Genomic DNA, 13,194 nt, shown 5'->3' with positions numbered 1-13,194 from the left:
GACAAACGTTACCATGGATCCATGACTTGCTCGAACGAGTACGAGGTGACGTCGGATCCGTTCTTCCGGATTTACGATCCGAGCGTCGGAGAATCGGAGCCTTGGTACATCAACGACCACGCATTCGTCCGAGGTCCGGATGGCACGTGGCATCTGTTCGGCATCACGCACCCGGAGCCTGCTGCCCCGCTCGACGAGAAATCCTTCGCCCATGCGACGTCGGCATCCCTGACCGGCGGGCCTTGGCAGAAGCAGCCTCCGGCGTTGGTCGCCGATCCGGCGTACGGCGAAAGCTTGCTCTGGGCGCCGTACGTCCTGCTGCACGAGGGCACGTACTACATGTTCTATTGCGCCGGCGCCGAGGACCACACGCGCTACCGCATCCGCCTGGCCACGTCGAACGACCTCTGGACGTGGACGCGACATCCCGAGCCCCTCTTCGAAGATGGCTTCGATGCGCGCGATCCGATGGTGATCCGCGTCGGCGATCGCTGGGTGATGTATTACACGGCCACGAGCGAGCCCGCAGGCGGCGCGCACGTGGTCGCATACCGAACGAGCACGGATTTGCGCCATTTCGGGGAGCGGCGCATCGCGTTTCGCGATCCCTCGAGTGGAACTTTTGGCGGCCCGACGGAGTCGCCGTTCGTCGTGAAAAGAGACGGCGGGTATTACCTCTTCATCGGGCCGCGCGATGCGTATTCGTCGACGGCGGTGTACTTCAGCGGCGACCCGTTTCACTTCGAGCCTTCGCATCGCGTGGGAACGATTCCATCGCATGCCGCCGAGGTCGTGCAAGATGCCGATGGAACCTGGTTCGCGAGCGCCGCCGGATGGGGTGAGGGAGGCGTTTACCTGGCGCGGCTGCGTTGGGAGGCGGTGAAATACGTGACGGTGAATCGTCCCGCGTACCGTGCCATCGTGCAGGTTTCGCCCCGGGCGGCGCTGCGCTCCTTCATGGCGAGATTTCCCGACGCCGAACCGCGGGAGCTGCTCGCGTCGTCGTTTCGCGCGACGGGTCCGTACCTCGCGGTGGGGGCTTTCGGCGCGACGGATCGGCCGGGCGCACCGGCGCAGGTCGAGCAGAGTGCGGACGGTTCGCGCCTCACGCTGAAGGGCATTCCGATGGGCGACGAGCCGGTCACCCTGGATTGGTCGTTCACCTTCGGCGAAGAGCACATCGACCTGGAGTTCACCTGGCACGTTGCCGCGGAGATGACGTCCGTTTGGGAGACGGCCTTCGGCCTCGAAACGATCTTCCCCTGGGTCGGGGATGCGACGAACCTTCGCCGCGAAGGTGACGTCGGCGGGTTCGCGCCGTGGTCGCTGTCCGGCGACGGCGGCACGAGCCTCGTGCTCGCGTACCGCACCGGATCGGCATGGCGCGAGGGCAACCGCTGGTTCGCCCCCGGGCACGGCTATGTAGCGTGGCAGCCGCTCTGGAAAAATGGAGGCGTACCCTGGAGTGCAGAAACGTACCCGGGCGGCCTCTTTCGCATGGCGGCGAGCGCACGCGGCAGTGACCGCAGCTTTGCCGAGCGCATCGCGGCCGATCTGAACGGCGCCGTGGTATGAGATGCCCATGGTCGTAGGAGCTTCATCGCCCATGACGTCGGATCCGGACGATCCGTTCGCGTGGATCGGTCACGCGCTCGAGGGGCGTTACGACGTCGAGAAGGTCGTCGGCGAGGGCGGATTTGCAGTCGTCTATCGAGGGCACCACAAGGGCCTCGACGACGCGGTGGCCATCAAGTGCCTCAAGATTCCGCGCAAGCTGGCCGGGGAAGAGCGCGAGCGCTTTCTGCAGTCGTTCCTCGACGAGGGAAAGCTGTTGCATCGGCTGTCGCGCGCGAATGCCAACATCGTGCAAGCGCTGGACGTCGGTGCCACCACGTCGCCGAACGGCACGTGGACACCGTACCTGGTGCTCGAATGGCTCGACGGCGAGTCGCTCGAAGACGACCTTCGCGCGCGATCGAAAAAGGATCTGCCGCCGCGCAGCCTGGAAGAGACCTTGGCGTTGCTCGAACCTGCCGCACGCGCGCTGGCCACGGCGCATGCGCAGGGCATCGCGCACCGGGACATCAAGCCGGCGAATCTGTTTCTGTGCACGGTCGCGGGCAAGCGAATCATCAAGGTCGTCGATTTCGGTATCGCGAAGGTCATCGGCGAATCCACGGATCTCCAGCGCGCGCACGAGGCGACGGGCATGTCGCTGCATGCCTTCACGCCGCGTTACGGTGCGCCAGAGCAGTTCGATCGCCGTTTCGGCGCCACCGGTCCGTGGACCGATGTGTTCGCGCTCGCGCTCATCGTGGTCGAGATGACCGCGGGGCACTCGGCGATGCAAGGCGACAGCGCACAGCTGTTCGTGGCATCGAGCAATGTGCAGCACCGGCCCACGTTGCGGGCGCTGGACATCGACGTAGGCACGGCGGCCGATGCCGTCGAGCAGGTGCTGCTTCGCGCGCTCGCGGTCGACCCAAAGGAGCGCTACGCGAGCGCGGGCGACTTCTGGGACGCGCTGGTGCTCGCGGCAAAGGGCGCGACCCTCGTGGATCCGTTGCCCGAGGCCCCAGCAGCAGCCCGCACGCGGGCTCCGGTCGATCCGCTGGCGGCTACCGTGGCGTCGCTGCGCGTGCCGGATACGACGCGCGTAGACGTGCACAAGCCGGAGCCTTCGATCAGCACGGCCATGGCATCGGTCGACGTGCCGGCGCGACCTGCGCCGCGCAAGGGTAACCCCTTCCTGTGGATCGCACTCGCAGGTACCGCGGCCCTCGGCGTCGTGTGGTTCGCCTTTCGGTCGCCCGCGGACTCGCCGCCTGCACGCGCGGCGACCCCCGTCGCCTCGTCCTCGGCGGCACCGCCCAAGCCTTCGGCGCCGCCACCCGTCGCATCCGCGAGCGCGGCACCGATCATGGCCCCGGCTCCGGCAACACCGGCCCCGTCTGCGCCCATGGCATGCTCGTCCGGGCTGGTGCCGTACGTCGACACCAACGTGGGTTACTCGCTGTGCATTCCCAACGAGTTTCGCGACATCGTGGCCGTCGACGGCGCCATCCGCAAAGGGGAACTCGAGCTGACCATGCGTGGTGGCTACCTGCAGGCGGGCACCTCGCTGGACTCGATGTTCGAACACGACAAGGCCGACGAGCCCGAGACGGGTCGCACCATCCTTCCTGCCAAAACCGAAAAAACGGCAAATGCCTTTTCGCTCGCGGGAACGGTCCACGGCAAATCGTTTTTTCAGCGCACGGTCACCACGACGGACCGATTTGCCACGTTCCAGCTCGTGTACCCAACGGCGGATCGCAAAACCATCGAGCCCAAGCTCGAGCACATGATGCCGACCTTCATCATTGGGAGTAAAACTTCCCGGTAAGGCAACCTTTCGATTGAAGGTGCGCGGTCTCGAACGAGCGCCGTGCAAGAACCGCGGCAGCGGGACGAAACCGGCGAGACCGGCGCGATGTTCGGTACAGAGAGAAAGGATCGCCATAGGGCCTGGCGATCTTCGCGGCAGAGACGGACAAGGGCGCCGGGCTCGCCGGACTTGTCTCGCTGCCGCTGCTCGACGGCCAAGAGATCGCTAGCCCCTACCCGTCCCCTCGAACGTTGCGTTGAGACGACTCCAACAAGTTGGATTAGGCTCCGCGCATGGCAAAGCGATTCAAAGCCGCCGTCATTGGCGGTAGCGGTTACGGTGGAGCGGAGATCATCCGACGACTTTTGCGGCACCCGGAGGTCGAGCTCGTTCGCGTGGCGTCGGTCGACTTCATTGGCGAGCCGGTCACGGTGGCGCACCCCAACCTGGAAGGTCAAACCGATCTGCGATTCGAAGGGATTTCCCCCGCCGAGGCCGCAGCAGGAATGGACGTAGTGCTCCTCGGCCTCCCGCACAAGGTCAGCGCGCAGAAGATGCCCGAGCTCATGGAGTCGGGTGCGCGCGTGGTGGACTTATCGGGTGATTTCCGCCTTCGCGACAAAGACGTTTACAAGCGTTACTACGGCGCCGAGCACCCGTGCCCCAAGTTGCTCGCGGGCACCTTCGTGTACGGCCTGCCCGAGCTCCATCGCGACGCGATTCGTGCGGCGCGTTACGTGGCGTCGCCGGGATGTTTTGCCACGACCATCGAGTTGGCGCTGTTGCCGCTGGCCAGGCGGGGATGGCTCGAGGGCGAGGTCGAGGTCGTGGGCATCACCGGCTCTTCGGGCAGCGGCGTCGTGCCCAGCGCGGGAACGCACCACCCCGTGCGGGCGAACAACCTGAAGACGTACAAGCCGCTCGATCACCAGCACATCCCGGAAATCGTGCAGACGCTCGGCGATGCGGGCGCGAAGGACGTGGCGTTGCGCTTCGTGCCGGTCAGCGCGCCGCTTTCGCGCGGCATCTTCGCGACGTCGTTTGCACACGTGAAGGAGAGCGTCTCCCCGGACGAGATCCGCGCCGCCTTCGCGGAGACGTTCGCCAACGAGCCGTTCGTCCGCGTGCCGTCGAAGCGCCTGCCCGAGGTCGCCGCCGTCAAAGGCACCAACTACGCCGAGGTGGCCGTGGTTCCAGGCGAGGTTCGCGATGGCAAGCGCGTGGTCGCCTGCTTTGCCGCGACGGACAACCTCATTAAAGGAGGCGCCGGCCAGGCCATTCAGTCGATGAACCTGATCCTCGGCCTCGACGAGCGGCTCACCCTGGAAGATCCGGGCGGCTGGCCGTGAGCGTGGCGCCCATCGTTTTGAAGCTTGGCGGCGACGTCATCGCGGGGCCTTACCTCGGCGCGATTGCATCGGATGTCGCCGCGCTCGCGCGGGCGGGCACCCCGGTGGTGCTCGTGCACGGCGGCGGGCCACAAGCCACGGCGCTGCAGAAGCAACTCGGCCAGACGCCAAACATCGTCGGCGGCCGGCGCATCACCGACGAGGCCACGCTCGACGTGATGAAGATGACCCTCGCCGGCAAGGTAAACGTCGACCTCTGCGCCGCGCTCGTTGCGGCGGGCGCGCGCCCCGTGGGCCTTCATGGCGCGAGCTCCTGCGTCATTCGCGCGGTGAAGCGCCCGCCGCGTGTCGTCAGCGGCGGCGGGCCCGATCCGATCGACTTCGGCTTCGTGGGCGATGTCACCGGACTGCGCCACGAGCTGCTCTCGCTGCTTCTCGACGCGGGCTACGTTCCGGTGCTCGCCTGTCTCGGCGCCGACGAAGGCGGCAACGTGTACAACATCAACGCCGACGTCGTGGCCAATCAGTCCGCCATTGCGCTGGGCGCACGGTCGCTGTTCCTCGTGACCGACGTTCCGGCGGTGCTGCGCGACGTGGCCGATCCCACCTCGCGCATTCCGCGTCTTTCGCTGGCCGACGGCAAGAAGGCCATTGCCGACGGCGTCGTCACCAAGGGCATGATCCCCAAGCTGGACGAGTCCTTCGCCGCGATTGCGGCCGGCGTGCGCGCCGTTCACATCGTCGGACGCCTCCAGCCGGGCGATCTCGCCCGCGAAGCTGCCGATCCCGGCAGCGTCGGCACCGTACTCGTGCCTTGACGGCGCCTAGACGCCGACCGGATGCCAGACGGTCTTCGTCTCGAGGAACCGCTCGATCCATCCTAGCCCCTGCCCTTCGCCGTCCTCGAGCCAGAATCGCTCGGACGGCGAGGCATGGGTCTTCACGCGCTTGATGCTGCCCGCGCCCTCGCGCTCGAGCGTCGCACGCAGCTCCGCATCACGCGTCCACGCATCGATGGCGATGACCTCGCGGTGCTTTGCCAACACCGGCGCCATCTCCGCGGCCTGCCCGGTGAGCACGTTGATCACGCCGCCCGGCAAATCGCTGGTCGCGAGGCACTCGCAGAAGACGATCGCGGTCCGTGGATCGCGATCCGACGCAATGGCCACCACGGTATTGCCACCGGTGATCACGGGAAGCACCGTGGAGACGAGCCCCAACAGCGCCGGTGCCTCCGGGGCCGCAACCCCCACGACGCCCATCGGCTCGGGCACGCTGAATCCAAAGTGCGGCCCGCTCACGGGATTGGACGAGGCCACCAGCGATTGGAACTTGTCGCAAAAGCCCGCGTAATAGATCGAGCGATCGATGGCCGCATCCGTCTCTGCCGCCGCCTTTTCCGCAGTCGCGCCGCCGCGCACCAGCGAGGAAATCAATTCATCGCGGCGCGATTCCATCACCTCGGCGAGGCGATAAAGGATCTGCCCGCGATTGAAGGCCGTGCGGGCCGCCCATTTCTCTTGGGCATTCTTCGCCGTGAGCACGGCGTCGCGGACGTCCTTGCGCGAGCCGCGCGGAATGTTGATGACCGACGGATCCGCGTCGATGCTCGTTTCGTGGCTCTTCACTTGGAAGTACCTCCCCGACTCGGAGCGAACGAAGGCGCCGCCCACGTACATTTTGTACGCCTTCGCAATGCGCAGACGCACCGGAAGCACCACCTCGTCAACCTGGACCAAACTCGTGCCGTTGGTCGCCTTCACTTGGGAAATGCGATTTCCCTTCGACTTCACCTTCGTAGCGGCGGACTTGCGCGCGGCCATCACCCGACCTCCACGTAAGCGGAGAGCCCTTGGCGGCCTCCCTCGCGACCAAACCCGCTTTCCTTGTATCCGCCGAACGGCGACGAAGGATCGAACTTGTTGTACGTGTTTCCCCAAACGACGCCGGCCTTGAGGCGCTGCGCCATCCAGAAGATCTTCGCGCCCTTGTCGGTCCAGATGCCCGCCGACAGGCCGTACATCGAGTTGTTCGCCTTCTCCAGCGCCTCTTCGGGCGTGCGGAACGTCAGCACTGTCAGCACCGGTCCGAAGATCTCTTCGCGGGCGATGCGGCTCGATTGGCTCGCGCCGGTGAAGAACGTCGGCGGGAACCAATAGCCCTTCGACGGCAACGCACAGGCCGACGAATAGCGCTCGGCGCCTTCTTTGCTGCCCGCGTCCACCAATTCCTTGATGCGTTCGAGCTGCATCTTCGAGTTGATGGCGCCAACGTCGGTGTTCTTGTCGAGCGGATCACCGAGCCGCAACGTGGAAATCCGGTCGCGCAGCTTTTTTACGATCAAATCGTGCACGCTCTCCTCGACCAGGAGGCGAGATCCCGCGCAGCACACGTGCCCTTGATTGAAATAGATGCCATTCACGATCCCTTCGATCGTTTGATCGATGGGCGCGTCGGCAAATACGATGTTCGCGGCCTTTCCGCCGAGCTCCAAGGTGAGTCGCTTGGACGTGCCGGCGAGGGCTCGCTGAATTTTGCGCCCGACGTCGGTGCTGCCGGTGAACGCGACTTTGTTCACGTCGGCGTGCGATGCCAGCGCCGCTCCGGTCTCTCCTGCCCCCGTTACGACATTGACGACGCCCGGCGGGAGCTCGGCTTCTTCGATGATCTTCGCCAAGAGCAGCGCGGTGAGTGGCGTCGTTTCGGCGGGCTTGAGCACCACGGTGTTGCCGCACGCCAGCGCCGGCGCGATCTTCCACGCGGCCATGAGCAGCGGGAAGTTCCAAGGAATGATCTGCCCCGCTACGCCAAGTGGCCGCACACGCCGGCCTTGGAATGCATATGCAAGCTTGTCGGCCCAACCCGCGTGATAGAAAAAGTGCGCTGCCGCGAGGGGAATGTCGACGTCGCGCGATTCCTTGATCGGCTTTCCGCCGTCCATCGATTCTACAATCGCGAGCTCGCGCGCCTTCTCCTGAATGGCGCGCGCGATGCGAAAGATGTATTTCGCGCGTTCGGCCCCGCCCATTTTCGACCAGTATTTGTCGTAGGCGGTTCGGGCGGCACGCACCGCGTCGTCGACGTCGCGCCCGTTGGCATCCGCGACCTCGGCGAGCTTTTGCTCGGTGCTGGGGCTAATCGTGGCGAAGTATTTCCCACTCTGCGGCGCCTTCCATTTGCCGCCGATGAAAAGCCCGTACCGTGGCGCGATCTTCACGTGATCGGCGGATTCTGGCGCCGGCGCATAATCCCACGCGCGACCGAAAACCAGCGCCGGCTCGGCGTTGGTCGGGCGCGATGACGACATATCGCGCGTCTGCGCTTTGGCGAGCTTGCCCGCTCCCTCTCGCTTCGTCAGCTCGGACTTCATGTATTTCTCCGGATCTAATCTTTCGAGAAGTCTTCCGCGGCCTGGTAGTTCCCAGTGCGCTCTTTCTCGAGCTGCATCAACACGTCGTTGAGAAGTGCGCTGGCGCCGAAACGGAAAAGATCCGGCGTGAGCCACTCGTCGCCCAGCGTCTCCTTGACCAGCACCAAGTAGTGGAGCGCCTGTTTGGCGGTGCGCACGCCGCCCGCGGGCTTCATCCCGATTTTGCGACCGGTGGCGTAATAGTGATCGCGAATCGTCTCCAGCATCACCAAGGTGACGGGGGGTGTCGCCGCAGGCTGAACTTTTCCGGTCGATGTCTTGATGAAATCCCCACCGGCGGCAATCCCGATTTCGCTGGCGCGTCGAACCACGTCGTACGAGCCCAACTCGCCGGTTTCGAGAATCACTTTCAAATGCGCAGCGCCGCACGCCTCTTTGGTGGCGGCGATTTCGTCGTAAACCTTGGCGTATTGGCCGGAGAGCATCGCCCCGCGGTCGATCACCATATCGATTTCGTCGGCGCCGAATTCCACGGCGCGGCGCACGTCTTGAAGCTTGATGTCGAGCGGGGACTGGCCACTCGGAAATGCCGTGGCGACACTGGCCACCTTCACCGTGGAGCCCTCGAGTGCGCGCTTCGCGACCGGGACCAGGTTGGGATAGACGCATATCGCAGCACAAGGGCCAACGCTCGCGTCGGTCTCCAATGGACGCAACGCTTTGTTGCAGAGAGCACGCACCTTGCCGGCGCTGTCTTTGCCCTCGAGCGTCGTCAGATCCATCATGGCGATGGCGAGCTTGAGCCCGGCGACCTTCGCGCCTTTCTTGATGGACCGCTTCGCCAGGGAGCTGGCGCGCTCCTCGACCGCCACCTGATCGACCGGCGGCGGCCCGGGCACATACAAAGGAAAGAAATCCTGCAAGGGCGGACGGGCCAGCGACGCCGCCTCCCTACCCGCCTTGGTAGCAAGGCTCGCCACTGACGACGACGATGTTAGACGCCCCATCCCACAAACTCCGACTCTTTAAAAGCCTCTCGAACCTGCCGTAGCCAGGCCCGCTTGCGGGCCGTTCCTGGAAAAGACAGGTTTCGAGCAATCTAGCGAGAAGACTTCTCTCTACTTCGGCGGAGCGGCGTCCATCTTGGCGCGCTTGCGACGGCGGCGGGCAGCTTCTGCCTGCTTCTTGCGGCGCTTCACGCTGGGCTTCATGTAGTGGCGGCGCATCTTGAGCTCGCGCAGCACACCTTCGGAAGCGAGCTTTCGCTTGAGCATCTTGATGGCGCGCTCGATACCGCGGTCACTCACGACCACTTCGAGCGGCTTGCACTGAATCGCATCACTCGGCATGAGAAATTCTCTCTCCAATGGTACCGGCGGAACTGCCGGTGGGGAGCCGGCAACGTGCCGGCGCTACAAAAAAGGAAACGGGGCGGGGCTTTACCACGCCGCCCCTCCTGCGCCAAGGGCCGCCTTTAGGCGACCCGAACTTTGCGCCTGAATCCGACCAGCGGCCAGCGGACCCGTCGGCCGCCAGGGCCGCTCCTTACGAGGCCGCGAACTAGGCCGCGGCGGTGGCTGCTGCTCCGTTGGCGGGCGAAACCGCGACGGCCTTGGGCGTGCGACCGCGCTTGGCGCCACGTGCCTTCTTCGCAGGACGACCCGGGCTGGCCGACGCCTTGGGGGCGCCACGACGGCCCCCCGCACCACCGCCACCGGCGCCGCGGGCAAAGTACGTGGTGGCGCGCTTCTGGCCCTTCTTGCCAATGCGACGGGCGGAGAGTGCGTCGTTGAGCGGACGCGGAAGCTCTTTGGCCTGGACGTTGAGCGCTTCGCGAATCTGCTCTGCGCGCAACCCCTCCGGATGCGATTCGAGCAACTCGACGATGCGATCCGAGAGCTCCGCCAAATCGTCCATCGAACGACGGCGAAGACGCCCACCGCGACCGCGACCGCCATTACCTGCTGGGCGACCCGGACCGCGGCGGACCGCGCGGCCATCGTCCGACGCTTCCGCTTCGTCCGAGACGGCCAATTCAGGAAGGCGTCCGCGACGTGCACCCCCGCGTCCAGGCTCGTCGAGAATCTCTTCGAGCGAGGCGCGGCGGATGGCACCGAGAACCCCTTGGGCAAAATCATTCGCGAGGCTTGAAATGGTGTTTCGTAGATTGCTCATGCGACTCCCCTTCGAGCGGTGTTGGCGCGTGATTGGAAATTTGGAAGCTCCCGGCGATCCCGCGATGACATCGATAGACCTGATTGGCCAAAGAAACCTGGGAGCGAGCGCTGGGCTTAGTACGTTTCCGGCGAAGTTGTTTCGACGGCGGACCTAGAACAGGCGATCTCCGGCAGGATAGCTTCGGGGATTCCCAATTGTCATTAGCTAATTTGACGGACTACCAAAACTTTTCATGAACTTTGGTGTCGTCGCGGCCGATTGCGCACCACGTTGATGCCGCACTCACCCAGCCAGCACCCTTATGTCGGGCAATTGCCGGATTTCGCGCTCCGGCTCGTCCGGCCTCGTCTGGTTTTGCCGGCCGTGTCGGGTATTTGGTGCTTTGTCCGGTTTCGACTGACGGGACGCGTAATCGTTACAAGGCTTTACAGATGCATCCACTCTCGGCACGAGCCCGATTTCCTCGGATTGAGTCCTTTCAAATGACTCTAGTCTCGTGATCTCGTCTGTCTCCGAACTGGCGTTAGGGAGCTGACAGGTAGTTCGCCCAGGTGCTTTTGGGACGCCAGTGAATACATACCTTGGCGGCGCGAGTCAGTTTTATGGGCCCGGTTATGCGATATCCGCTCAGCGTCATGAATGTGCGTCGAGAAACACCGGGTCAGGAAACACCGCGCTGGCCAGCCAACACCGGGTGACACGAGACTGGTCAACGCGCCGTCTGGTCCACACGGTGTCAACACCAGGCCATGGCAACACGAGCTACCGGGGAGACTCGACGGCCACGGTCGCGAACCGCATTCGCACTTTCATCAACGCGATTCTCGGGGGCTTGGCGCGGCGGAGCCCTCCAAAACCAGAACGCCGGGCATAAAAAAAGCAGTCACCTCGCGGCAACTGCTTTCGTTCTCTTTCGCACTAGCTTTCGGTACCGAAGGAGGGACTCGAACCCTCACGTCCTTGCGAACGGCGGATTTTGAATCCGCTGCGTCTACCAATTCCGCCACTTCGGCTCGAAACGACTCGTCAGAAGATTCCAGGTCCAATGGTCCAGTGCGTAACCTGCCTCAACCAGCTACATACATGACTACCAGAACTACGCCAACTACTTCCAGGACTTCTTCACGACCGCCTCGCGACTTTTTTGGCGTCCGGGATGAATTTGCCCGTATGCGGCCAAGCCACGAGCCCCTGCCCTGATGGGGAGACCCGTCTAGCACGGTCAACCTGGCTATCGGAAGTTCCTTTTTACGGATCCCAGAGTATCGCAGCGGCCGTTGCAATCGCCAACGCCACGGCTCCCAGGCCCACCAGCACCGCCGCCAGCTCGTCGAGATCGAAATAGGAGAACTTGAGCGAAAAGGTTGCGCAAGAGGCGTCGCCTCCCATGGCTCGCTGCACCGTAGACGGCCCCACCTGGGAACTCATCATGGAAGAGGAGGACTCGTCCTCGTGGCGATCGTGTCGCTCGCTGCGTTCGTGCCCCGTATCGGGAGTAGAGGCCATCGACTTGCGCAAAGCGGGCGGAGCAAACGCACCCGGCGGTGGCGCCGACGTCGTGATGCGACGTGGAGCAATCGTTCGTGGAAGTGACCTTTCCGCTTTGGTATTCGCTCTTGCTGTCGCCGGAACCTCTTTCAGATTCGAAGCAGGAGGAACGTCTTTGGCGGCGGGCGGCGTCGCACCCGTCACGTTTGCCATGTTTGCCACGTTGGCTACGTTTGCCACATTTCCCGCATTCGTTGCGCTGGTGGCATTTGCGGCATTTGGCTCCGCTGTCGCAGAGACGCCATTTGCCGTGGGATGGCGCTGGGACGAGCGCGGCTTATCGTCATGTGCCGGACGCGCATTCGCATGGTTGGCATGGCTGGCGCGCACGGGATGAGAATGAGAAGCGCTCTCGCCTGGAACACTTGCGGCTACCCACGCCGCCATGCGGCGCCGCTCATTTTCGAACAACGCCTCCATCACTTCGGCGATGGTTTCCGCCGTCACGCGGCGGCCTTCCAGATAGGAGCACTCGTCCAGCGCCTTTCCCATTTCCAGCGCAGTGGGAAAACGCTTCTCCTTGTCGCGCTCCAGCGCCGTGCGCAGCACTTTCCAAAGTTCGGGCGGGTATTCGGCAACCAGCTTCGTCGGATCCGGAACGCGTGCCTCGTTTACCGCAGTAAGGGTGGACACATCGTCTTTGCCTTTGAACAGGCGCCGGTCCACCGTCAGTTCCCATAACGTCGCACCGAGCGCAAAAACATCCGTACGCCGATCGAGCGAACGGCCTACTGTCTGCTCGGGTGACATGTACGCGAGTTTGCCTTTGACGATTCCGGCGGCGGTGCGGGAAATCCTCCCGGCCGCTTTCGCCAGTCCGAAATCGACGACTTTCACTTGGCCGTCGTACGTAATGAAGATGTTGCTCGCATTCACGTCGCGATGAACGAGGTTGACGAATTCGCCTTTGGCATCACGCAGCTCGTGCGCGTGATGAAGGCCTTCCGCCACCCGAGCGCCAATCCAGGATACGACGTCGTAGCGCAACCGAATATTCCGCTCCCGGCAGGCGTCCCAAACGCTCCAGAGCGATTGCCCCATCAGGAGCTCCATCGCAATGAAGAGGCGGTGGCCCTCTTTGCCGAGCTCAATGAGCTGAACGATATTCGAATGCGACAGGCGAGATACAATCTTCGCCTCGTCGAGGAACATGTTCACGAATTCTCGATTGAGACAAAACTCGTCCTTGATCACTTTGAGCGCGACCGGCCGTTCGAATCCAGCCTCGCCAACGAGCTTGCCGAGGTAGATCGTAGCCATGCCACCCTCGGCGATCTTGGCCCGTACCTCGTATCTGCCGAGATGCACCGACATGACCTCTCCAGTGATTCGGATGGCAGGGGGGGGTCCTACGTTGTCATCCGAGTAGCAGAACTGAAATT

General features: G+C 63.9%; 10 protein-coding genes and 1 tRNA gene. 4 read left to right on the top strand and 7 right to left on the bottom strand.

Annotation, left to right across the window (positions count from 1 at the left end):
- Positions 1–21: 21 nt before the first annotated feature.
- The 4 genes from LZC95_15720 to argB all read left to right on the top strand — a co-directional run bounded on the left by LZC95_15720 (position 22) and on the right by argB (position 5,534).
- On the top strand, positions 22–1,575 hold the full coding sequence (locus tag LZC95_15720) for a family 43 glycosylhydrolase (GenBank protein ID WXA98275.1): 1,554 nt from the start codon (positions 22–24) through the stop codon (positions 1,573–1,575).
- A gap of 31 nt (positions 1,576–1,606) precedes the next feature.
- The gene (locus tag LZC95_15715; GenBank protein ID WXA98274.1) at positions 1,607–3,385 is read left to right on the top strand and encodes a serine/threonine protein kinase; all 1,779 of its coding nucleotides are present in this window, start codon (positions 1,607–1,609) and stop codon (positions 3,383–3,385) included.
- Positions 3,386–3,660: 275 nt separating this feature from the next.
- Complete coding sequence (gene argC / locus LZC95_15710) at positions 3,661–4,716, top strand: N-acetyl-gamma-glutamyl-phosphate reductase (GenBank protein ID WXA98273.1); 1,056 nt, start codon at positions 3,661–3,663, stop codon at positions 4,714–4,716.
- 2 nt (positions 4,717–4,718) lie between these two features.
- On the top strand, positions 4,719–5,534 hold the full coding sequence (argB, locus tag LZC95_15705; protein ID WXB00340.1) for an acetylglutamate kinase: 816 nt from the start codon (positions 4,719–4,721) through the stop codon (positions 5,532–5,534).
- A gap of 6 nt (positions 5,535–5,540) precedes the next feature.
- Here argB and LZC95_15700 read toward each other — a convergent pair whose 3' ends face one another.
- From LZC95_15700 to LZC95_15670, 7 genes are all read right to left on the bottom strand, one after another.
- The gene (locus tag LZC95_15700) at positions 5,541–6,539 is read right to left on the bottom strand and encodes an aldehyde dehydrogenase family protein (GenBank protein WXA98272.1); all 999 of its coding nucleotides are present in this window, start codon (positions 6,537–6,539) and stop codon (positions 5,541–5,543) included.
- Entirely contained in the window at positions 6,539–8,086 is a 1,548-nt protein-coding gene (locus LZC95_15695) for an aldehyde dehydrogenase family protein (GenBank protein ID WXA98271.1), read from the bottom strand. The genes LZC95_15700 and LZC95_15695 overlap by 1 nt, the downstream gene beginning before the upstream one ends.
- A 14-nt stretch (positions 8,087–8,100) precedes the next feature.
- The gene (deoC, locus tag LZC95_15690; GenBank protein ID WXA98270.1) at positions 8,101–9,066 is read right to left on the bottom strand and encodes a deoxyribose-phosphate aldolase; all 966 of its coding nucleotides are present in this window, start codon (positions 9,064–9,066) and stop codon (positions 8,101–8,103) included.
- A 138-nt stretch (positions 9,067–9,204) separates the two neighbouring features.
- Positions 9,205–9,435, bottom strand: coding sequence for a 30S ribosomal protein S21 (gene rpsU / locus LZC95_15685; GenBank protein ID WXA98269.1), 231 nt, complete (start codon positions 9,433–9,435; stop codon positions 9,205–9,207).
- Between the two features lie 211 nt (positions 9,436–9,646).
- On the bottom strand, positions 9,647–10,261 hold the full coding sequence (locus LZC95_15680) for a hypothetical protein (protein WXA98268.1): 615 nt from the start codon (positions 10,259–10,261) through the stop codon (positions 9,647–9,649).
- A 932-nt stretch (positions 10,262–11,193) separates the two neighbouring features.
- A tRNA-Leu gene (locus tag LZC95_15675) sits at positions 11,194–11,277 on the bottom strand.
- Positions 11,278–11,512: 235 nt separating this feature from the next.
- Positions 11,513–13,126, bottom strand: coding sequence for a serine/threonine protein kinase (locus LZC95_15670; GenBank protein ID WXA98267.1), 1,614 nt, complete (start codon positions 13,124–13,126; stop codon positions 11,513–11,515).
- Positions 13,127–13,194 lie beyond the last annotated feature (68 nt).

The organism is Sorangiineae bacterium MSr12523 (genome assembly GCA_037157775.1).
GTDB lineage: Bacteria > Myxococcota_A > Polyangia > Polyangiales > Polyangiaceae > Pendulispora > Pendulispora brunnea.
The sequence above is the reverse complement of the archived record's forward strand: the minus strand, read 5'-3'. Positions and strand labels throughout refer to the sequence as shown.

Coding starts and splice junctions, on each gene's coding strand:
- LZC95_15720 (WXA98275.1), top strand. CDS start 22: ATGACTTGCTCGAACGAGTACGAGGTGACGTCGGATCCGTTCTTCCGG.
- LZC95_15715 (WXA98274.1), top strand. CDS start 1,607: ATGACGTCGGATCCGGACGATCCGTTCGCGTGGATCGGTCACGCGCTC.
- argC (WXA98273.1), top strand. CDS start 3,661: ATGGCAAAGCGATTCAAAGCCGCCGTCATTGGCGGTAGCGGTTACGGT.
- LZC95_15700 (WXA98272.1), bottom strand. CDS start 6,539: ATGGCCGCGCGCAAGTCCGCCGCTACGAAGGTGAAGTCGAAGGGAAAT.
- LZC95_15695 (WXA98271.1), bottom strand. CDS start 8,086: ATGAAGTCCGAGCTGACGAAGCGAGAGGGAGCGGGCAAGCTCGCCAAA.
- rpsU (WXA98269.1), bottom strand. CDS start 9,435: ATGCCGAGTGATGCGATTCAGTGCAAGCCGCTCGAAGTGGTCGTGAGT.
- LZC95_15680 (WXA98268.1), bottom strand. CDS start 10,261: ATGAGCAATCTACGAAACACCATTTCAAGCCTCGCGAATGATTTTGCC.
- LZC95_15670 (WXA98267.1), bottom strand. CDS start 13,126: ATGTCGGTGCATCTCGGCAGATACGAGGTACGGGCCAAGATCGCCGAG.